This window comes from Methylocystis sp. JAN1, from assembly GCF_052186135.1.
Classification (GTDB): domain Bacteria; phylum Pseudomonadota; class Alphaproteobacteria; order Rhizobiales; family Beijerinckiaceae; genus Methylocystis.
In genome coordinates this window covers 1,621,825-1,643,043 of the sequence record NZ_CP181499.1, presented here as the reverse complement: position 1 = coordinate 1,643,043, position 21,219 = coordinate 1,621,825, and the positions used below count along the sequence as shown (strand labels likewise).

The 21,219-nt window shown below is 62.4% G+C and carries 18 protein-coding genes; 9 read left to right on the top strand and 9 right to left on the bottom strand.

Features of this window, described 5'->3' with window-relative positions; genetic code table 11:
• Positions 1 to 98: 98 nt before the first annotated feature.
• From ACNHKD_RS07665 to lldD, 6 genes are all read right to left on the bottom strand, one after another.
• Positions 99 to 1,748, bottom strand: coding sequence for a glycoside hydrolase family 99-like domain-containing protein (locus tag ACNHKD_RS07665; RefSeq protein ID WP_442756478.1), 1,650 nt, complete (start codon positions 1,746 to 1,748; stop codon positions 99 to 101).
• A gap of 95 nt (positions 1,749 to 1,843) precedes the next feature.
• Positions 1,844 to 2,284 (bottom strand): hypothetical protein, encoded by a 441-nt coding sequence (locus ACNHKD_RS07660; RefSeq protein WP_442756477.1) that lies wholly within the window; start codon positions 2,282 to 2,284, stop codon positions 1,844 to 1,846.
• Positions 2,285 to 2,365: 81 nt separating this feature from the next.
• Positions 2,366 to 2,809 carry a hypothetical protein gene (locus ACNHKD_RS07655; protein WP_442756476.1) on the bottom strand — a complete coding sequence of 148 codons (444 nt, stop codon included), beginning with the start codon at positions 2,807 to 2,809 and terminating at the stop codon, positions 2,366 to 2,368.
• Between the two features lie 60 nt (positions 2,810 to 2,869).
• Entirely contained in the window at positions 2,870 to 6,676 is a 3,807-nt protein-coding gene (locus ACNHKD_RS07650) for a glycoside hydrolase family 99-like domain-containing protein (RefSeq protein WP_442756475.1), read from the bottom strand.
• Between the two features lie 244 nt (positions 6,677 to 6,920).
• On the bottom strand, positions 6,921 to 8,783 hold the full coding sequence (gene cysC / locus ACNHKD_RS07645; protein WP_442756474.1) for an adenylyl-sulfate kinase: 1,863 nt from the start codon (positions 8,781 to 8,783) through the stop codon (positions 6,921 to 6,923).
• 103 nt (positions 8,784 to 8,886) lie between these two features.
• Positions 8,887 to 10,017, bottom strand: a complete 1,131-nt coding sequence (gene lldD, locus ACNHKD_RS07640) for an FMN-dependent L-lactate dehydrogenase LldD (protein WP_442756473.1) — start codon at positions 10,015 to 10,017, stop codon at positions 8,887 to 8,889.
• 417 nt (positions 10,018 to 10,434) lie between these two features.
• On the opposite strand from lldD, the gene ACNHKD_RS07635 reads away from it, so the two are divergent.
• The 3 genes from ACNHKD_RS07635 to ACNHKD_RS07625 all read left to right on the top strand — a co-directional run bounded on the left by ACNHKD_RS07635 (position 10,435) and on the right by ACNHKD_RS07625 (position 12,736).
• Positions 10,435 to 10,713 carry a GCG_CRPN prefix-to-repeats domain-containing protein gene (locus ACNHKD_RS07635; RefSeq protein WP_442756472.1) on the top strand — a complete coding sequence of 93 codons (279 nt, stop codon included), beginning with the start codon at positions 10,435 to 10,437 and terminating at the stop codon, positions 10,711 to 10,713.
• 255 nt (positions 10,714 to 10,968) lie between these two features.
• On the top strand, positions 10,969 to 11,706 hold the full coding sequence (locus tag ACNHKD_RS07630; RefSeq protein ID WP_442756471.1) for a LuxR C-terminal-related transcriptional regulator: 738 nt from the start codon (positions 10,969 to 10,971) through the stop codon (positions 11,704 to 11,706).
• A gap of 226 nt (positions 11,707 to 11,932) precedes the next feature.
• A complete protein-coding gene (locus ACNHKD_RS07625) occupies positions 11,933 to 12,736 on the top strand; it encodes a cyclase family protein (RefSeq protein ID WP_442756470.1) in 804 nt (267 codons plus the stop codon).
• Here the strand turns inward: ACNHKD_RS07625 and ACNHKD_RS07620 are convergent.
• Positions 12,714 to 13,514, bottom strand: coding sequence for a bestrophin-like domain (locus tag ACNHKD_RS07620; protein ID WP_442756469.1), 801 nt, complete (start codon positions 13,512 to 13,514; stop codon positions 12,714 to 12,716). The genes ACNHKD_RS07625 and ACNHKD_RS07620 overlap by 23 nt on opposite strands.
• A 199-nt stretch (positions 13,515 to 13,713) precedes the next feature.
• Here ACNHKD_RS07620 and ACNHKD_RS07615 point away from each other — a divergent pair, with 199 nt between their 5' ends.
• Positions 13,714 to 14,022 carry a NepR family anti-sigma factor gene (locus ACNHKD_RS07615; protein WP_442756468.1) on the top strand — a complete coding sequence of 103 codons (309 nt, stop codon included), beginning with the start codon at positions 13,714 to 13,716 and terminating at the stop codon, positions 14,020 to 14,022.
• A 50-nt stretch (positions 14,023 to 14,072) separates the two neighbouring features.
• On the opposite strand, the gene ACNHKD_RS07610 is transcribed toward ACNHKD_RS07615, so the two are convergent.
• Positions 14,073 to 14,882, bottom strand: a complete 810-nt coding sequence (locus ACNHKD_RS07610; RefSeq protein WP_442756467.1) for a L,D-transpeptidase — start codon at positions 14,880 to 14,882, stop codon at positions 14,073 to 14,075.
• Positions 14,883 to 15,123: 241 nt separating this feature from the next.
• Between ACNHKD_RS07610 and ACNHKD_RS07605 the strand changes: the two genes are divergently transcribed.
• From ACNHKD_RS07605 to ACNHKD_RS07590, 4 genes are all read left to right on the top strand, one after another.
• Entirely contained in the window at positions 15,124 to 17,178 is a 2,055-nt protein-coding gene (locus ACNHKD_RS07605) for a glycosyl hydrolase family 8 (protein ID WP_442756466.1), read from the top strand.
• A gap of 198 nt (positions 17,179 to 17,376) precedes the next feature.
• On the top strand, positions 17,377 to 17,640 hold the full coding sequence (locus tag ACNHKD_RS07600; protein ID WP_442756465.1) for a hypothetical protein: 264 nt from the start codon (positions 17,377 to 17,379) through the stop codon (positions 17,638 to 17,640).
• A 146-nt stretch (positions 17,641 to 17,786) separates the two neighbouring features.
• The gene (locus ACNHKD_RS07595) at positions 17,787 to 18,050 is read left to right on the top strand and encodes a hypothetical protein (RefSeq protein WP_442756464.1); all 264 of its coding nucleotides are present in this window, start codon (positions 17,787 to 17,789) and stop codon (positions 18,048 to 18,050) included.
• Between the two features lie 21 nt (positions 18,051 to 18,071).
• Entirely contained in the window at positions 18,072 to 19,031 is a 960-nt protein-coding gene (locus ACNHKD_RS07590; RefSeq protein ID WP_442756463.1) for a DUF1236 domain-containing protein, read from the top strand.
• Between the two features lie 13 nt (positions 19,032 to 19,044).
• Here ACNHKD_RS07590 and modA read toward each other — a convergent pair whose 3' ends face one another.
• Positions 19,045 to 19,842 (bottom strand): molybdate ABC transporter substrate-binding protein, encoded by a 798-nt coding sequence (gene modA / locus ACNHKD_RS07585; protein ID WP_442756462.1) that lies wholly within the window; start codon positions 19,840 to 19,842, stop codon positions 19,045 to 19,047.
• Positions 19,843 to 20,086: 244 nt separating this feature from the next.
• Here modA and ACNHKD_RS07580 point away from each other — a divergent pair, with 244 nt between their 5' ends.
• Entirely contained in the window at positions 20,087 to 20,977 is an 891-nt protein-coding gene (locus ACNHKD_RS07580) for a substrate-binding domain-containing protein (protein WP_442756461.1), read from the top strand.
• Positions 20,978 to 21,219 lie beyond the last annotated feature (242 nt).

Sequence of the window (21,219 nt, the reverse complement as noted above, 5' to 3'; positions counted from 1 at the left end):
TGGCTGGGCGCTTTCGTCGGGTCGCGTTCGAGAGTCGCAAGCGCGGACGACTCGTCGGCCGTCACGAAGGGCTCTTGGCCGCTGCGCGGAGGCAAGTTTTATTTGCCGTCGGATTCTCTCCGGGGCGACAGGGTCGGCGTTTGGAACACCTGCGGAATTTCACGGATAAGCGCGGCCCCGTCTTTTTTGGTCGGCTCTAAAACGCCGCCCTCATGCCATTCGTTCCAAGCGTAGATCGCTAGGAACCGGCTTAAATCCTCCGATTTCCGTTGATCCATCCAAGTCTTCACCGCGCGGAGCCCAACGGCGAACGTCCCCGGGTCGGCCGCTTGTTCGAAAAAAAAGATTTCCTCCGGCGGCTTCATGATGCCCACTCTCGGCCGTTCATCCATCCGTTCGTTGAAACATGGCATGAACGGCCATCCTTGGGCCACCTTCGCGAACCACCCGGGGTGCATCGCATAATTGGCGGCCAGGTCGCGCCTGTCGAGAACGGGCGCGACGCAACTTCCGCCGTCAAAAATCGCGCTCTTTCGTAATTCTCCTGCGTCTTTCGAATCCATCCGCACCAGAATATCCACCTCTTCGTCAAGCGCCGTCTTCGCCTCCGACCTTATGCTGGCGACAAATTTCTCAGCCGCTGCGATATCGATTTTGGACCCGTGATCGGAGTCGCCGCTCCTGATGCCGTTCGCGTCGCACAGCTGGAGTATCGGGCGGCCGACGCCATCATGCAGGTAATTGGGCTTCGAAAGATATTTTCTAACAAGGAGACCCGCGACCCGATCATATTGCTCCGCCGGAATCGAAAGGCGCCAACCGTGCTCGCAGATCGAAAGCATGAAATCCATATCCGAACCGTTCCGCGCCTCCAAGAAGCTGTTAAGCCCGTCATTTAACGCCTCGTCGCCTAAATCCGCGTCCCAATACCAATAGAAGTTGAAGAAACTGACGCCGTTGCTCGTCGCCTGCTCAATGTGGCGTTCAAGCGTCCTGGGATCGCGCTGATTGTACCACCCGATTTCCGGCTTGAGGCGAGACCAGTCCTTGTGAAAGAAATCGGCGGCCGCAGGATATTCCGATTCCAGGGCTTCCGGCAGGCGTCCTTCGTAAAAATCCCGCACGCCAGCCCACCAATACGGGTCATCTCCGCCTTTTCCGTAGAACTTCGCAATCCTCTCGGCGATGCGCCCTTTTCCGCGTCCCCACGCTTCCGGAGAAAACATCCCGAAGTAATAGGCGCCTATTCTGAACGGTCGCGCGCGCGGGAAGACATAGCCGATTGCGTCGCCGGCCGCGCTATCGGGCGATCCAGTCGCAAGCGTGCAATTCGTGGCCTGCGTCGAACAAACAAGCTTTAACGGCAGCAATCCAGGGGACGGGCGCGCAAAAATGAACCCCAGCAGCTTGCTGCCCGTTGGCGGCTGGAGCCACGAAGCAACATAAGAGAGCCTTTTGTCTATCGTGAAACGGTAAAGGGGGAGCGCGCCGGCGACCGGCTCGGAGATCACCGCGAAGGCTTCTCCGATCGGAGAGCGCGACAGGTTTTGATCGCCTTGCGGGCGCTGGCCGAAGAAAGTATTTCCGTCCGCTTGATACCGATAAATAGAAGTCAGGCTGGTTTCGTGGCGCATCAAATCCCAAACCAGCTTCGACTGATCCGCGTCTTCGGCAGAAGCGGAGCCACATAAAAAAATAAGGATCGGCGCGTAAACGGCGATACGCCTTGCAAGCAAACCTCTCGACAAACCGGCGACTCCCTCGGTGCGATCCGCATGTCGACGCATGAGAGAGGACGTGAACGCGCCGGCGATCCGTAGCGACGGGTCCACGCCCTCGAAGTCTACCTACGGGGAAAAAGCTCTTCCCACTTTGTTACGTCGCCCACATATTCCTTGCGCGCCGCCCGCGCCTCAAGCTCGCCCGCGGCGAAAAAATGCTTCGTCGCCGAATCGATTTTCCGGTCCTTTTTTGCTCGCGCGACATCCGGATATTGGCGCAGGTACCAATATTCGTCGACCCGAACAGACCCGCCTCGACCTTCAAAGAACCCGCTCTTCAGATAATGCCCTCGGATATCGTTGAGCTTCCCGGCCCGGAAGGCCGCTTCAATATCGGGATTGACTTGCAGATATTGGGATTTGTCGAAGTCGCCCGCCTCGGCGGCCATTCTCAGCAAGATTTTGACGAATCTCGCCGGAACCTCCAATTCGCCCTCTCCCATCAGATCCGATTTCGTCACGCCCAAGCGCTGCAAAATAAAGTTTACCGACGGCATATACATGCATTCACCCTCTTGCTGCGTTTCGTGTGGCGAACGGCATCCGTTCGCCTTTTCGACATCGCTCGCCGGATCAAGCCTTGCTCAAGCGTCCTTGAATGAGCGCTTCCACTCGCTAATGTCGGTGAGAAACGCCTCCTGAGGGACGCGCCCTTCAACTTCGCCGCTGGTCAGGAAATGCAGCGACGCAGACGTGATCGCGCCTTGATCGATGGCTTTCGCAACGTCGGGGTATTGCTCGCGGTACCAGCCCTCGTCGACGCGGGGCGTCGCGCCCTTTCGCCCCTCGAAAAAGCCGTGCCGAATGTAATGCAGCCTGACATCGTCCAGTCTTCCGGCCTTGACGGCGGCAGAGAGATCAGGATTGTTTTCGAGATAGTTCTCTTGATCGAACTCGCCTACGGCTACCGCCAACTGAAGCAGGAAGCGAAGCGAGCCCGCCGGAATTGTAACGTTTTCGTTACTTTCCAGCGCTTCCCGCGACACATTCAGACGCTGAGAGAAAAAGTTGAAACTGGGTACGTACATGACCGCTGCCTCCGTGGTTGTGAAATTTGTGGGGATTGCGCAAGAAGGCTTCAGAAGCCGTTACACGGATTCCGCCGCCTGAAGCCCGAATTGATCTCTCAGTTCGTCACGGTAAGCCGACTGCTTTTTGGACGCCTCGTCGATCCTCGGGAAAAGTTCCGCAATCAGCGCGTGAACGCGCGCGATTTCGTCTATGTGCCTCGCTCCCTCCGTGGAGTGGGTCACGCTCGATCCGTGCCTACGGTGCACATTCAAAGCGGAGGCGTTATATCCGACGCGGGCGTTCGGCTGCGACAGGGCGGTGAGATACAGAACCCAGTCTCCGGCGAAGCGATAATTGCTCAACGCTGTTTCGCACGCATCCAGCGCGGCCAAAAGGCTCGCCCTGCGCCACACGACCGAACTCGCGTTGAGGATGACGTTTTTGACCGAAAGATATTTCGCGACGAATTCAGCCCCGTCGAAAACCGCGCTCTTCGACAAGGCGTCCGGCGCGACCGTCGCATAGTAGCTCTTGTAGCTGTCCCACTGCGGCGACCCGTCGGCGTCGACTGTCCGACTGTCCGAGAACACGAATTTAACCTGCTCGTCCTTGTCGAAGAACGGTATCAGCTCCTCTAGGAACTCTGCGTCACAACTGTCGTCCGCCTCGGCAATCCAGACGAAATCGCCCTTTGCGAGCAGAGCCGCTTTTCGCCACTGCGAAAACACGGAGCCGGAATTGACGTCGTTCGCGACGAGGCGAATATCGCGCTCCCAATGAGCCGCCGTCTTTTGAATCGCCTCGAGACTGTCGTCGCTCGAACAATCGTCCAGCACGATGACTTCGCGAATAGGATAAGTCTGCGCAAAGACAGACCCAAGACGCTCCGGCATATATCGCGCATAGTTGTAATTGGGAACCGCGGCGGACACTCTCCGCAAGCCCGGCAAGGACAGCTCCAACAAGTCCGCGGCATAGTCCTGGAAATCGAACCGATTCCGAATATATTCGCGACGCGCGTTCCGCTCTTCCGAAGAAAGAGGATGATCGAGCGCTTCCCTCACCGCGCGCGCCATCGCCACGGTATCGCAGAAGGGCGCGACTTCCCCAAAGGACGTATCCTTCAAAAGATCGGGAATTCCGCCAGCCTTGTCGAATGCGATCGCCGGCAATCCCGCGCTCATCGCCTCCAGCACGACGGAAGGGTAAGGATCCTCTCTGGACGTCAGCACGAAGCAATCGGCGGCGGCGTAAAAAGCGTCAACGTCGTCCCGAAATCCCGTTACATGAAACGTCCCCGTCTCGGCCGCAGACTCAACCTCCGGGCCAAGCCATTTCATGACATGCGGACAAACGTCGCCGACCCAGATGAAGTGAACCTTCTTCAGCGCGCTCTGCAACAGACGCCAAACCTGAATGAACAAATCGAAACCTTTGCGCAGATCGCCGTAGCCGACGCCGATGACCAGCGGCTCGGTCGTCGCAATCGAAAATTCCTGGCGCAGGCGGCGCGCGCTTTCATCCGACGGCGCGATCGGACGATAGACGCCTTGCGGCAGGATCAAGGTAGACGGCAGCCTCGGTTCCGCCTGCGCTTCCTTGAGCACAAGATCGCGCACGGTCGGCGCCGCAAAAACAATGCGCTTCCCGCACTCCAGGGCCCGCTGGACCGAACGCACGAGGTTGCGCTCCGCCAGCATGCGCGGCATTTCGTGAATGAGCAAAATCGGCGGCAGCCCCGCATCATTCGCCAGGGGCGCGACATGGGCGGTCGCAGCCGTGTTCACAATGACGGCGCCAAATCCGCGCTGGCGCATTTCCTTCAGAAAACTCCGCAATCTGAGGCTTTCCGAAATAATGTGCGTTTTCGCCACCTTCTCGTAATCGGCCTTCAACGCTCCGCCGTCGAGAAGCAGGAATTGAACTTCTACGCCATTTGTCCGTTTTAGGGTTCGGCCAATATTGAGCAGGAGATATTGCGCCCCCGCGCTGAAGGCGTCGTGGCCGACGAGCAGCACGCGCGAGCTTTGTTTCCGCGCGCGGCCGAACACCGCCCTCGACGTGGCGTTCAAATAGGCCGCGCCAAAGTGCAGGTCCGGCTCCAGATAGGCTCCCTCGCACCACTCGTTCCAGGCGTTGACGCAGACGAACGACTCGCCGAAGAACGGCTTCTCCTGCGCGCGCTTTATCAGCTTCGCGAGCCAGGATTCATATTGCTCGGGGGTGGAGCCCGTGATGACAAGGCCCGCGCCCTGACGGCGCGCATCGTTGTCCCAGCTCGGAATGGCCGTCTTTATGACAGGAAGCGACGTGCTGGGCGCGTCGTCGAGCGAGCTACGCACCACGTCCTCATAGCTGTACGCCTGCCCCTTGAATTCATAATCGAGAAGATGCAGCGACTGGTTTTGCGTGCGCAGATTATTGACAATCTTGTGAGGGGGGAACTCGATGGCGCCGTCCATCCCGAAGGATGCAGGATCGTTGTCGCCAAAGGCTTGCGCGCTCACAAAAATCGGATCCTCCCTATGCTGGCGCGACAATATTGAGCGCCACCTGGCTACTGCGCCGGCCGCGTTCGGAATGCTCGAGGCGCGATAAAGGAAGAACAGCGGACGTCCATCTATCCGGATATAACGCGGATCCTTGAAATGGCGGGCGATATCCGCACACAGGCCTTCATCGTCCGCTTCGTCATAGTCTTGCGAAATCAGTATTTCGCTCTCGGCGCCGTCCCAGCGCCGCGTCCAGTTCTCATTCGCCCACATGATGCAAAAGGGCATATCCAGACCGGGATCGGCCAAGAATCCGTCCAAGGGCCTGTCCATGAGCCTTTTGCCGTTGAACCAGTAGTAATAATAAATAAAGCCATATATCCCGGACGCCCGGGCGAGTTCTATTTGCCGTTTCATCAGTTGCACAGACTCAAGGTTGTAGAAACCCAAGTCCCGCGGGATGCGCGGCTGATAATGGCCCTGGAAGCGCGGCAGGCCTCTGCCCAGATTGGTCCATTCGGTAAATCCCTTTCCCCACCACGCATCGTTTTCGGGAAAGGAATGAAATTGAGGCAGATAATATGCGAGCACCTTGGCCTGCGGCGCCTTCCCTTCGGCTGCCGGCTGAAACTCTTCGAAATATGCGGATGGCTGCGTGAAACGCCTGACCTCTCGCGCGACGGAAGCGTAATTGTCGTCGGGCGCGCCGCGCGCGCCTGGCTCATGACGGTGAGCCAGATAATGCAACAGCGGACATTCGGCGGCCTTGCCGCCTAAACGACTCCAAAGGTAGTAATTTGTGTCGAACAAATTGGAGGGATTCCGTCCCTCCCGATAGCCATATTCGACATAGTGCTCGACGGGATCGACTTTAGCCTGCGCAATGTCGGGGTGCCGGGCGAGATAATCGGGAACGTCGAATTCCGGAAAGGGGCTGTACGCGCCGGTCGCCCGATGTCTCATATAATGAGCAAGCGCGCATTCGTCCTCCGATAGATCGTAACGGCGACGGTACCATTGCGGGTCGAACAACAGGCTGGGAGACCGGCCCTCGCGCTCTCCATACAGCGCATAATGGACGAGCGGATTTATCTTCGCTTCGGCGACATCCGGATTGACGGACAGATACCACGAGCTGTCGAAGTAAAAGTTCGGACTGGTTCCCTCGAACGCGCCCTGAGTGAAATAATGCTCGTATGGATCGCCGATTTTCTCGATCAAATGGCCGTATCTTTTTACATAATAGGAAGGATCGACCAAATCGACGACATCGTCGGGATTCGCCAGATCAGGGAGCCCGGCGCGTGAGAGGATCTCACGAATTCGCACTGCAGCCATTGTCGAAGCGAGGAATGGGTCGGCTTCCACCTGCAGTCGCGCAAAAAAATCCATCAATGCCCCCTGGCCGCGTTCCGGCGCACGAGCCGTCCCCCCGCCCCACGGACGACCTAATTTCCTTCATTATAATATATAGTTAGCCGAGGCAGCGGTTTTCTAGAGCTCGACAGTTTCTGATCAAATCTCGCATCGATTCGGCGCCAAAGCGCGTTCGTTGGATTCCGATTTCAAGACCGCGCCTCCAGCAGCGAGCGCGGGGATAAATTCACCCGACGCGCTGCAAGCCCTCTCGCGGCGATCAGGCGCCCCGCGCCATTTTTTCTTCGAGGTAGGCTTCGACCAACTTCGCTAGATCGATGGGATCGCGACCGACCGTGTGCAAATGAATCTCCGGCGTTTCAGGAGGCTCATATGGCGAAGAGATTCCCGTGAAGTTTTGTATCTGGCCAGCTCTCGCGCGTTTGTAGAGCCCCTTCGGATCGCGTCGCGCGCATTCTTCTATCGGCGTGTCGACGTAAACTTCGATGAACTCGCCCTCGGGCAGCATCTCGCGCGCCATCTGGCGTTCCGAGCGAAAAGGCGAGATGAAAGAAACGAGGACGATCAGGCCGGCCTCGTTCATCAGCTTCGCGACCTCGGCAACGCGGCGAATGTTTTCTACGCGATCGGCGTCCGTGAATCCGAGATCGCGATTGAGGCCATGGCGCACATTGTCGCCGTCGAGCAGAAATGTGTGCTTGCCCTTTGCGTGCAGCAGCTTCTCCAGGAGGTTGGCGACGGTCGATTTGCCGGAGCCTGAAAGCCCGGTAAACCACAGCACGACCGGCGACTGGTCTTTCTGCGCGGCGCGCGCCGCCTTGTCGATGTCCAGCGCCTGCCAATGGACGTTTTGCGCGCGGCGCAACGGGAAGTCGATAAGTCCCACGCCGACGGTCGCGTTTGAAAAACGGTCGACCAGTTCAAAATGGCCTGTCGCGGAGTTTTCCGCGTAGCTGTCGAAGGCGATGGGGCGCTGCGTCGACAGATTGCACACGCCGATTTCGTTCATCGAGAGCGTCCTGGCCGCCGCATGCGCGAAGCTGTCGACGCCGATGCTGTATTTCAGCGCCGTCACCGTAACCCAAACGCTTTCGGAGTCGGTCCGCAGCAAATAAGCGCGGCCAGGGATCAGGTTCTCACGCCCGAACCAGATAATGTGCGCCTGGAACTGATCGGCGACGTGCGGACGCGCGGTCGGCTCGACCAGCAGATTGCCGTGCGAAAGCTCGATCTCCGGTTCGACGACAAGAGTCGCCGTCCGCCCGACCCCAATCGCGGGACGATCGCCGTCATCGGTCACGATGCGCGAGACCGCGGCATAACGACCGGTTGCCGCATCCGCGGCCCGGTCGCCAATGGAGATCCGCCCGGACGCGACGCGGCCCGAATAACCGCGAAAACCACCGTCCAACAAAACGGCGGATTGGACGCGAAAGCGAAACGCCTTGTCGCGAATCCCGCTATCCGCCGGCGCCGCTTCGAGACAGTCGAGCAGCGTCGGACCATCGCGCCAGGGCGTGCGGGCGGATTTTGAGGTTACATTGTCGCCGTAACGCGCGGAGACCGGAATCGACGCGATCGATTCGAAGCCGCGCGCCGTCGCGACAGCTGAATAGGTTTCGATGATCGACTCGATCAGGTCTCTTTTGAAATCGATCAGGTCGATCTTGTTGACAACAAGCACGAGGCGCCGAACGCCGAGCAGCGACGCGATCAGCAGTTGACGGCGGGTCTCCTCCGGCGCAGGCAGTTCGCCGTCGACGAGCATCACGGCGAGATCGACGCCCATCGCGCCGGCGACCAAATCGCGCGCATCGCACCCCGCCATATCCGTAACGAGGAATCTGCGCCTGCGCGTTTCGAAGCATTGGTAAGCGCGGTCTGTCGCGCTCCTCTTCTCCTTCTCCGCCTCGCTCGATTCAGCTTTGCGCGTTAGATCGGGATTGAGTGCGGAAGGTGAGGTTTCCAGGATCTGCCCTGCGTCGACGAGCATACGCGCGACGAGCGTCGTCTTGCCGGCGCCGGACGAACCGCAAACGACGAAACGAAGCGACTCATTCTTGAGGTCCTGTTCCCCGACGCCTTCGCCGCCGCATCCAGGCGTGTGCGCGTCATCGGCCATGATCAGATTTCGCTCCCCGGCTCGTGGTTGCGCTCTGTCGCGCCATGCAGGCGCGGGGCGGCGTCCAAACCACATCTATCGAGCGCTTGCCGCGCCGGACATGTCAAGCGAGCATGTCTCCGCTCGCCTTCGCCACGGAAGCCTGTCCGGTCAGGATCATCGCGACGCGCAGCTCGTCGCCGATGAGACGCAGCATGTTTTCGACGCCGGCCCGTCCCTGCGCCGCCAGCGCATAGGCCATCGCGCGGCCGAGAAGCACGCCGCGCGCGCCGAGCGCCAGCATGCGCAACACATCGAGGCCGGAGCGAACGCCCGAGTCGGCGAGGACGACAAGATCCGATCCAACCGCCTGCGCGATCGCGGGCAACGCTTTGGCCGTGGAGGGGACGCCGTCGAGCTGGCGCCCGCCATGGTTGGAGACGACAACGCCGTCCGCGCCGAAGCGTACCGCGTCGCGGGCGTCGCCCGGATCGAGAACGCCCTTGATGACGAGATCGCCCTTCCAGAAGTCGCGAACCCATTCGATATCGGACCAGGCGATGGACGGATCCATATTTGCGGAGAGCCAGCCGATATAGTCTGTGAGACTCACCGCCTCGCCAAGATAATTCGAGATGTTTCCCAGATCGTGCGGGCGCCCGCGCAGGCCGACGTCGCAGGCCCAGGCGGGCCGCGTCATCGCCTGCAGAATGCGACGCTGGCGCGCATAGGGGCCAGACATGCCGGAATGCGCGTCGCGATAGCGGGCGCCGGGCGTCGGCAGATCGACGGTGAAAACGAGCGTGCGGACGCCGGCGGCCTGGGCGCGCTCCAGAACGTGGCGCATGAAGCCGCGGTCTTTCAGCACATAAAGCTGAAACCAGATCGGCCGCGCGCTTTGCGACGCCACTTCCTCGATCGAGCAGACGGATACGGTGGAAAGCACAAAGGGCGTTCCCATCCTCGCCGCCGCCGCGGCGGCCTGAACCTCGCCGCGACGAGCGAACATGCCCGACAGCCCGACGGGGCCGAGGATCACGGGAAGCGCCGCCGACTGGCCGAAGAACCGGGCGGACAAATCGAGATCCGCGACGCCTCTCAGCACACGCTGCCGGAGCCGAATCGTCGCCAAGTCGGCGACATTGGCGCGCAGCGTCTCCTCCGCATAGGCGCCGCCGTCAATATAGTCGAAAAGAAAGCGCGGCAGCTTTCGCCGCGCCGCCTCGCGGTAATCCGCGACAGAGGAGATGATCATCGACGCCTCCGACCCCACTGGCGTCGGCATAACATGGAAACGGGCGCGCGGCCTCGCCGCTCCGCTCCGAAAGGAGAAAAGCCCGGCCGCGAAACCGAGCTTTTCCCTTGCGCCGAACGGTTGAGGCCTTTTCGTCCGATCGCATGGCGCTGCGCCCGCATGGCTGGCGCGGTCCCGTCATCTTCAGCCGGCGGCCGGGCGAGCGCTATTGTGGAAAATACGCACCCTCCGGGCGGAGCGGCCGTGCGCCGCCCATTGCAGGGCGCAGAAAGCGTTCACCATTTTCGCAAGAGCGCATCGCAAACGCCGGCCTTCGCCCGCTGCCGCCGGGCGCCAGCGCGTTATGATGTCCGGGCCGGATGAATCGGCCTGAGATCGCCGCGCAAATTGCGCAAATGCACAAAAGGAAACGTCGCCATGATCCCGAAACCGTTGATCGGAGCCGCCGCTTTCGGCGTCTTTACGGCTCTGCCGCTCGCCTTCGACGCCGCGCAGGCGGCCATGCCGGTTCCCGCGCCGCCGTCGGAACAGGGCCTGATTGTCCAGGTTTGGGGCGGCTGCGGCCCCTATGGCCATCGCGGTCCGTGGGGCGGCTGCCGCGCGGGAGGCCAATGGGGCGGCTATTACCGTCCCTATTACCGCCCGCGGCCCTTTTACGGCCACCGCTATTGGGGTCCGCGCCGGTATTACTGGTGATCGATTCCGCCCGGCGCGGCCTCGCGGCCGCGCCCACCCTTGTAGATGCGATATTCGCAACGGTTACATAGATATTTATCGACAGTATTAGACGAATTCGCGCCAAGAAAATGATCTCGAACTCCTCCCTAAAACGCTCCGACACGGACAAGCCCTAGTTTGAAGATTAAATTTGTCTTGCAAGCCAACTAAATGTAGACAAAAATGAATTGTGCTTAACAGCGCGTTGCGTTTGCGTTTGCGTAGGGGGTAGCTATGATTGGAGATGCTCAAGACGACATCTATGCGCGAGACGAGATTTTTTCGACAGCGCATTTGCAGGGTTCTTTTGCACCCTCCGTCGTCATCATCGAATGCCGAGCGCTGATCCGTGAATGCTTGGCTTTATGTCTCCAGAAGAAGCTCGGCCTTCCGGTTCTGACCTATCCCGACGTCCAAGCCTGGGAACGGGACCCCACGGGCGCATCGGCCTGCGTGATCATTCTCAGCGGCGTCGACAAGCAAATGGACAGCGAGCAGGCGGAGCTCGTCCAGGAATTGTCCCACTGGGAAAAGGAAGTGCCGGTCATTGTCTTCTCGGACAATGAGAGCCGCTCCCAGATCGCCAGCAGTCTGCGCTCTGGCGCGAAGGGCTACATCCCAAGCGACACGCCCCTCGAAGTGGTCGCGGGCGCCATCAAGCTGGTTCTCGTCGGCGGCGTCTTCGTGCCGCCCAACCTCGTGATGGAGACGCGGCAGGAGTCGGCGCCGGAGCGGGCGTCCGGCGAGATGAAACTCGACTTCACCGCGCGGGAGAACGATGTCGTGCGCGCGCTGCTCAAGGGCAAGTCGAACAAGGTCATCGCCTATGAGCTCAGCATGAGCGAAAGCAGCGTGAAGGTGCACATCCGCAACGTCATGCGCAAGCTGCAGGTGCGCAACCGCACCGAGGCGGTGATCAAGATCGCGGATATCGTGCGCGGCGAAGACGGCCTCGCGCCCTACTGCGCGTAACGGCCATGCGCGCAAGAAGATAAGCCACGACGCCATTCGACGCCGCGGCTTTTTCGCTCCCGCCGCGCGGCGCCGCAGTCCCGGCGGCGATCGGGTCCCGGCGGGGAGAAGCGATATTTGAGACGAGCCGCGCCATCCGCCGCTGAAACGATTGGCAAAAGGCTTTCGAGCGGGCAATCTCGCCGCCTCTCGCGCCGGCCGGCGGCGCTTACCGGGAGAAGGGGCGATGCGTCGGTTATTGACGGGAATTCCTTGCGCATTGGCGATCGCCGCGACGGTTCTTCGCCCGGCCGCGGCGCAGACGATCGATCTGGCTTCGTCGAAGGTCGTGGATCTGAGCCACCCTTACGACGCCAACACGATCTATTGGCCGACCGAGCCGACGGGCTTCCAACTCAAGCAGGAGCACAAGGGCTTCACCAAGGGCGGCTTTTTCTACTATTCGAACGCCTTCTGCTCGCCGGAACATGGCGGCACGCATATCGACGCGCCGATGCATTTCGCAGAGAGCCGCTGGACCAATTCCGACATTCCGCTCGATCGCCTCATCCGCCCCGCCGTCGTCATCGACGTGACGGAGAAGACGGCGAAAAACGCGGACTATGCGCTTGCGCCCGACGATATTGCGGCCTGGGAAGAAAAGAACGGGCGCATTCCCGACGGGGCCATCGTTCTCCTGCGCACGGGCTGGAGCGCGCGCTGGCCGGACCGCAAGGCCTATCTCGGCGACGACGCGCCGGGGAAGGTCGATAATCTGCACTTCCCGTCCTTCGGACCGGAGGCGGCCGCGCTGCTCGTCGCCGAGCGCCATGTCTCGCTGATCGGCGTCGACACGGCGAGCGTCGACATCGGGCCGTCGCACGATTTTCTCGTTCACCGCACAATCGGCGCAGCCAATGTGCCGGGACTCGAGAACCTGACAAATCTCGATCAGCTTCCGGCGACGGGCGCGCTCGTGATCGCCATGCCGATGAAGATCGCGCAAGGCTCCGGGGCGCCCGCGCGCGTCATCGCCTTTGCGCCGCGCTGAGCGTCTCGACGGCGCGGAAGTCGTCGAGCACGGCCTTGATGGGGTGGGGCTCGACAAAGACCTCGCCCGTAAAGGGATGATCGTAGGAGATGATCACGAAAAGCCCGAGGAAAACAATCGACGCCAGCCCTCCGATCATCGTCACCTGCGATTTGAGGTTTTCGAGTCCGAAGAAAAAAGTGAAGCCGATCGTCAGCAAGGCGCCGAAGACGAGCATCAGCCATAGCGCCGGCGGCACGACGCCCATCGCGTGATGCAGCCGGCCGCGTCGCGCTTCCGTTATGGCGCCGAGCTCCTTCATGATCTCGACGCCGACGGCCTGCCGCTTGCCTTCGCCAAACCGCATCGCCGCCGCATAAAGGCGGTCGAGCGCCTTCGCCGCTTCGCGCCCCTCCTGCGACACCGCCATTTTCGGCCAGTCGTCTTCGAGCACGGCGGTCAGGTAATTGCCGATCTCCTCGCGCATGGCGCGCGCATCGGGCTCATCGGCGGCGGAGATGCGATAGAGCGTCGCCGCCGCGCCGGCCTCTCTCAAGACGAGCGCCTCCGCCTCATTGAACTTGTCCCAGACGGCGACGATCGCGAAGGCGAGAATAACGGCGTAAATCACGCCGACCGTGGCGAATTTGAATCCGGCGATCTCATTGTTCTTAACGAGGACCGAAAGCGGATAGCGCTTCCTCACGACAATCGGCCCGAGCATCGCAAGGGCGGTCGGAAGGAGGACGGTGAAGAAGGCGCCGAGCCACATCGGCAATGCGCATAGAAAGAGCAGCAAATTCTTTCCCCTGGTGTGCGGCGGCGCGCGGCAAAGCGGGCGACGCGGAAGCCAGGCCGAACGGGCGCCGCCTGTCAACGGGAAAAGAGATGTCTGGAGGAAGTTTACGGTTAATTAATTCTTTTCAATTTTCCTCGATTCCGCGCGAGTTTCGATCGCCGTCTCCCACGGCGTTCCCTCGCGAAGACGCGAGGCGCCCATGAACCTTCTCGAGTTCGGATCCGTGCTCAACCCGAGCGAGGCAGGCGGCGCCCGGAGCGCTTCCCCCCGCAAGGCCTATGACGATCGCGCGGGCTCCGCCATGCTGAGGCGAACCGGAAAAGGGGCCGCGACCGTCGCTCCGCTGCGCGGCGATCAAGGTTCCGCGCTTCTCGCCGCCCGTCGGAAGACCGAGACGGAAGACCGCCTCGGCCGCCAATTGCGCGACTACTACCAGACCATGCTCCGCGAGCCGGTTCCCGAACGCCTCGTCGCGCTCGTCCAGTCGCTCGACGAGCGGGACCGCTGATCCCCTGAGCGCGCTGCGAAAAAGGCGCCGGCCGTGAATGCGGCGGCCATCTAGAGGACGACGACGCGCGTTCCTTTAGAGACGCGCCGATAAAGGTCGATCACGTCGGCGTTGAGCATGCGGATGCACCCCGACGACACGGCCTGCCCGATCGTGTCCGGCTCATTGGTGCCGTGGATGCGGAACATCGTGTCCTTGGCGCCCCGGAAGAGATAGAGCGCACGGGCGCCGAGCGGGTTCTCGAGGCCGCCTTCCATATGGTCGGGAAGGTCCGGGCGCCGCAGCAGCATTTCCTTGGGCGGCGTCCAGCCCGGCCAATAGGCCTTGCGCCCGACCTGCGCCTCGCCCTTCCAGGCGAAGCCCTGGCGGCCGACGCCCACGCCATATTCATAGGCCCGGCCCCCGCCCATCGAGAGGTAGAGCTTGCGCGCCCTGGTGTCGATCGTGATCGTCCCGGCGGGCCTGCCCGTGGGATCGTCCACCAGCTCCCGCGTCGACACGCCCGGATCGACCTGGTCGTCGAAGTCGAGCGGCGTGGAATAGGCGGGATCGGCGTCGGGCGGGAGGGAAGCGAGGCGGGTCGGACGGCGCGACCCCGGCGCGGGGCCGACGGGGTCGCGGTCCGGCGCATCGTCGCCGTAATCCCGTTCGCGCGGCGCAAGGCCCCTGCGCGGACGCGCGCGCGTCGGCCGGTCATAATCGCCGTCCGGGTCAGCCTCATAGGGGCTCGCGAGCCCGCGATCATAGGCGTAGGGGCCGCCCGGTTCGCGAGGGTAATAATACTGGCCGATCGCAGCCCTCTGCCCGAAAACGAAAGACAGGGAGGCGCCGAGAAGAAGGAGGTGGTTTCGTCTGCGCAAGATCTGAACCCGTCGTCTAGCCCCGCCTGTTCTTTTGGGCTGCAAAGGCGGCGAAAACGCGGAAATGCGACAGAAAAATCGATTTGATCGAATTCCAATCCGGACAAATGTAGGCTCTCGGGAAATCGGATTTTACACTTTTCAGATCAATGCTGTAACTCATGAGTAATCATCCAAGAGCAGTGCAATCCCGGAAATCTGCAACCACGGCCTGTGCGGTGTGGGAAATTAGAGATTTTTCATGAAGATCAGCTTGCTACGAGTCTCTGTCGCGGGGATTCTCGCTTGTTTCGCGGCGCATCTCGCGCCCGCGCGGGCGGCCGGTTTCGCCGACGCGGCGATCCTGGCCCCGTCCGGACCGGTCGCGATCGGGGGCATGTTGCGCGGCAGCCCCGTCTGGGACGCCTGGCGGCGCCGCTTCGTCAGCGACGCCGGCCGCGTCATCGACACGGGCAACGGCGCCTTCAGCCATAGCGAAGGACAGGGTTACGGCCTGTTGCTGGCCGCCGCGGCGGCCGACCGCGCGGCTTTCGATCAGATCCTGACCTGGACGACGCTTAATCTCAACACCCGCAAGGACAATCTCGCGGCGTGGCGCTGGACGGGGCAGCCGCGCTACAAGCAGGACCCGCATAATGCGAGCGACGGGGACATTCTCATCGCTTGGGCGCTTGCGGAAGCGGCGGACTACTGGAGCGATTCCGGCTATCTGAGCGCCGCGCAAGCGATGACGAAGGAGATCGCCGCCAAGCTCGTCAAGCCGACGCGCGCCTTCGGGCCCGTGCTCATGCCCGCCGCCGAAGGGTTCGGACCCAAGGAGCGCCCGGACGGCCCGGTGGTCAATCTCTCCTATTGGGTCTTCCCCGCCTTCTACCGCCTCGCGCAGCTACACCCTGCCTTCGACTGGAACGCCGTGATGCAGAGCGGCCTCGACCTGATCGCCCGCGCGCAGTTCGGAAAGGCGAAGCTCCCAACCGACTGGCTGTCGCTCGCGAAACCAAACCTCTCGCCCGCCCAGGGCTTCGACGAACGTTTCGGTTACGATGCGCTGCGCATCCCGCTCTATCTTTTCTGGGCCGACGCCGCGACATCGGAGCGGCTGAGCGTCTTCGACTCGGCGTGGAGGACGGGCGCCGCCATCGTGGCGACGCAGGGCGCCGGCGAAGCTCTCGCCGAACCCGGCTATCAGGCGGTCGCCGCTCTGCTGCGGTGCAGTTGCCAGGGAACGGGATATCCGCAAAGCTTTTACCGCTTCTCCGACCGCCAGAATTATTATCCGGCGACGCTGCACCTTCTTTCGCTCATCGCGGCGACGATGCGCGGAGGGGCATGTCTCGATCGCCGCGAGATGGACCAAATTCTCGCGCAAAATTGGCAACCGCGAATCGGCTCATTGGAAAGGCTGGAATCGGGCCTTGAGCCGGCGGCTTATGTGCAGACGCCGCCAGAAGCTGACGCGGCGCCGCCGCCCGCGCCGAAGGCCGGCGCCCAGTTGTCGACGAGACGCGCTGTCGTCACGGAGGTTCGAGACATGCCGCAAGACGCCGATATCTTCTCGTATCTGCGCGTGATCGCAGGCGTGCTCACCGTCCTGGGCGGTCTTTACTATCTGCTGAACCGCTCCGACCAGGAGCCCGAAGAGGAGCGAACGGAGGCGCAGAACCCCGCGCCCTGGAAGCCGGCGCCGGGGCAATATGACCTCGTGCCCCGCACGCTTCCCCAGAATCCGTTCAAGTCATCGAGCAGGATCGACATCCTCGCGCGCGAAATCGAAGCCGCCGCCGAGGCCTCCGTGCGGCTGAGCCGCACCGTCGGGCTGATCTATTTTGAATTCCCCGCCCTCGTCGCTTTCGAAGCGGAGAATGGCGCGGAGGGCTCCGACCAGCTCATTGCGTCGCTCGCGCAGGATTTCCGTCGCGCCCTCCGTGAGACCGACCATGTGGCGATCATAAACGGCAGACAGATCCTCGTTTCGATCTGCCTTCTCGCCGGCCGAAAGGATCTGGAAACGGTCGCATCGCGTCTCACCGCGGCGGCGCGACGGCGCGACCTCATCGACGAGGGGGCCCCGTCGCTGCCGGCCGGCATCGCCATCTATCCGCTGGACGGCTATGGCGGCCTTGATCTCATCGAGTCGGCGAGACGCCATTATCGTGAGCTACGGCCGGAAGTTCCCGCCCCTGAGACCCATGCCGAGGCGTCGGTGACGACGCCGCCGCATCAGCCGCATCAAACGCGAAAGCGCTCGAGACGGCGGCCGTCCCGCAAGACGCGGACGCCGCAACCAGCCGCCTGACGCGCGCCTCAGGCAGAGCATGCCGCTCGCATGGCGACATGCCGGCGGCTTTTTTGGCGGGCGTTTCGCTGCAGAAGGCGGCTGGCTGCGGGCGAGCCGCGCGCACCAAACTCACCGTTTCCACACAATTTTATCGGTCCGCCACAACGATTCTTATGGATTGCGCCGACATTGTCGCGTCCAAGGAGGTGGAGGGACATGTCGCATTTCTCAATTTTCGCCGACGCGACGCGCAAGGTCGTCGCGTCCTATCTCCGCTCCCGGACGATGCGAGACATCGTCGCCGCCTATCTCATCGTCCTCGGCGCGCTTATCGTGTCGATCTGCGACGCCGAGGCGCGCGCGCCCGAGACGGTTGTCCCTCCTTTGCGCGGCGGCGCGATTTCCGCCGCGCAGGACGGCGTTGCGGGACCGGCCGGCAATGGCGGCTATGGCTCCGGCGCGACCTCCAGCGCGCGGTAGGACGGAAGGCGAGATCGTTCGAAGGGGGCCGGAACCTGCTTCCGGCCCCCGTTTTTCAGCCTGACGCGAAGCTTTACTCCGCCCGCGCTTGCCTTGCCGACCTTTGGCGATAGCTCACCCATCGATGCGACGGTGAGGAGAGCGGAATGCGTGCGCGCCTCTTTGGTTTGATCTGCTTCATCGGCGCTTTGGCGCTCGCCCAAGCCTCCGCGCGCGGCGCCGAGGCGACGCAGGGAACCGGCGGGAAGAAGAGCGGCGACACGCTGAGCGAAAAGCTCGATCGGCAAAAAGGCGTTCTCAAGCCGAAACCCGGCATCGACAGCGAAGCCGAGAAGCGGCCGCCTGCGCCGAACCCCGACTCCATGCCCGTCATCCGGCCGCCGGCGAAGCCGGGCGCGGAAGCGAAATAGGCCGAACGGCGGCGGGGCGGAATGACGACATATCTTTACGGAGACCGGGGATCAACGCAGGCCGTCGCCGCATGGAAAGAAGCCGAGGCGACGGGCCTTGCTATCGACCAGGCGATCGTGCGCCCGCCGCGACGAAGCGCCGTGCGCCCGCGGCTTCACGACGATCTGTCGCCGGGCGACATGCTCGTCGTCGATGAACTGGGCGCGCTCGGCGAAACCTATCAGGAGATCGTCGACGCCACGCGCGAACTCATGCGGCGCAAGGTTCTCCTGCGCTCCATGGAAGACAATCTGATTTTCAACGGGCTTCTCGACACCGCCTCCGAACAGGCCTCGCGCGACGCGCTCATCGCCCATGTCGCCGCGACGGCGATGGACAGAAAGACGGCTCGGCGCGCGGCGCAAACCCGTGCGGCGCTCCTTGTCGAAAACCCCGCGGAGCAATGGGAGGGAAAAGCCGGGCGCTTGCAGATTCGCGTCATCGCCGGGCAGCTCGCCGCATTCGCGGCCGCCGTGTATCTGCTCAATTTCATCGGACCGGGCGCGCATCGGCGCGATATTCCCGACGCCCGCTCCGAGACCTTTCAGGCGGAGCGGAACAGGGCGCTCACTCTGCCGCCCACGCGGCTCGAAACGCAGGAAGCGAACGCCGGCGCGCGTCATCTTTACGCGCGCTCCGACCCTTACGCGGTCGCCGCCGATGAGAGTAGAAAGAACGCGGCCACGCTCGGATTGTCGCCGCAGCAACGGCGACTCGCCTATCAGACAGTCGTCGACTGGCGATCGGCGCGTGTCAGAAGCCAGGATTTCAAAGCGGAAATCGGGGCGATCGCGCCGCGCCGCGCTCATCTCGCCATTTTCCCGCGCAAGCTAGTCGCGCAGGCGCCGAGCCTGCGCGACTATCGTTTTGTCGTCAGCGACCGGCGCATCGCCATCGTCGATCCGGCGACGCGACAGGTGGTCGGCATATTGGACGAATGAACCGTGCGCTCGACTATCTCACGACAAATCCCTGCTCGACGAAGATGGCCTTGGCCGGCTCGCTCTTGAGAAAAGCGAGCAGCCTCGCGGCGCCGTCTCCCGTCGCGGTCGACGTGGCGGCGATCGGATAGACGATCGGCGGATGCGAGCTTGCCGGGAAGCTGGCGACAATCTTCACCTTCGGCTCCGATTTCGCGTCCGTGAGATAGACGACTCCGAGCGGCGCTTCTTCCCGCACGACGAACATGAGCGCGGCGCGCACATTGTCGGTGAAAGCGAAATGGGGCTCGACCGTCGCCCACAGATCGAGCTTTTCGAGAGCCGCCTTGGCGTATTTGCCGACGGGAACGGAAGCGGGATCGCCCGTCGCGACCTTGCCGGCGCCGATTGCAGCGGTGAAGGCGTCCTTGGTGAAAGCGAGCTTGTCGAGCTTCGCGGTTCTCGGCGCGACGACGACGAGGGCGTTGCCGAGCAGATCGACCCGCGTATCCGGTTTGATCAGGCCCTTCCCCGCCAGATAATCCATCGACGCTTCGTCCGCGGAGAAGAAGACGTCCGCTGGCGCGCCCGACTCGATCTGCTTGGCGAGGGCCATGGAGCCCGCATAGCTGATCTTCAGCTCGATCCCGGTCTTCGTCTTGAAGGCCGCCGCCGCCGCGTCGAGGGCGTTTTTGAGGCTCGCCGCCGCGAAGACGGTGACCGTGGCCGCGCCCGCCTGCGTCGCCGCGTTAGGCGCCGGCGCCTCGGCGCGCAGGGGCGAGGCTATGAAGGCGAGCGCGAAAGCCAAGGCAATGCCGGAAAATCTGAACATGGCGAACGTCCTGATGGCGCCGGCCGGCGACTCGCGCGCCCGGCTTGAGCGAGATGTTTCAGCTTGTGTTCCTACGCATATTTTATTGCTATGGCTGAGTCATGCGTAATTTTCGCACATGTTCGCACAGCTTTTCGGCGCCCGCCGGTGTAACAGGCCGGGTTTTCTTGCGTTAGGATAGCGCTCCATTTGATCGTCGTTGAAACTAGGCGAATTTTCCGGAAAAGCGCCGTAGAGGGTGAGAATGTCCGATTATTTCACGACCCGCGAACTGGCCGCCCTGCTGCGGGTGAAGGAGCGCAAGATTTACGATCTCGTCTCCGGCAAGGCCCTGCCGGTGCGGCGCGTGACCGGCAAGCTTCTGTTCCCGAAGAAGGAAATCGAGGAGTGGATCGCTGCGAGCCGGGACGGCGCGCCCCAACAGGCGAAGGCGGCGGAGACCAGCCCCCTGCCCCTCATCATGGCCGGCGGGCACGATCCGCTGCTCGACTGGGCGTTAAGGGAATCACGCTCCGGCATCGCCGCTCTCCTCGACGGCGCCCTGGACGGGCTCGCGCGCTTCAGGCAGCGCGGCTGTCTCGCCGCAGGGCTCCACATTCCCTCCGAGACGGCGACTGACTGGAACGTCGAGGCCGTGAAGCGCGATCTCGGCCAGGAGCCCGTCGTGCTGATCGAATGGACGAAGCGCACGCGCGGGCTGATGTATCGGCAGACGGAAACGCGCCGGATCGCAAGGCTTGGCGATATTGGCGACCTGCGGTTTCAATCGCGCCAGCCGGAGGCCGGCAGCGAACTGGTGCTCTCGACGCTCCTGACGAATGAGGGCTTGCGCAAGTCGGATCTGCATATCGTCGACTGGGTCGAGCGGACGGAAACCGATCTCGCCACGGCGATCGCCGCCGGCCGCGCCGATGTCGGGCTCGGGATCGAGGCCGTGGCGAAACAATTCGGGCTCGCTTTCGCGCCGCTCGTGGTCGAGCGCTTCGACCTTCTGGTCTGGCGCAAGAGCTATTTCGATCCGCCCTTCCAGAGCTTCATGAAATTCTGCGCAAGCGCGGCCTTTCGCGAGCGCGCGAAAAGTCTTGGCGGCTACGATTGCGACAATCTCGGAGCCGTGCATTTCAATGGTCCGTGACGGCGATCCGCAGAGGCGCGGCCGCGCCTGACGCCGGCTCCCGCCAATGGCTTCCGGCTCCATCCAATGCACAGGATTTTCCTTTTGCTGGAGCCGCTCCGTCGAACCGGGCGGGGCTTTCGCTTGCCCAGCGCGCCGCCTGTCAGACCGCCGGAACTTAAATTGCGGGGACGAAAAAAAACCCGTCCGCTCCATGAGCTCTGGTTAGCGCCGCAAATTCGGCCAAGGCTTCGGCTCCATTT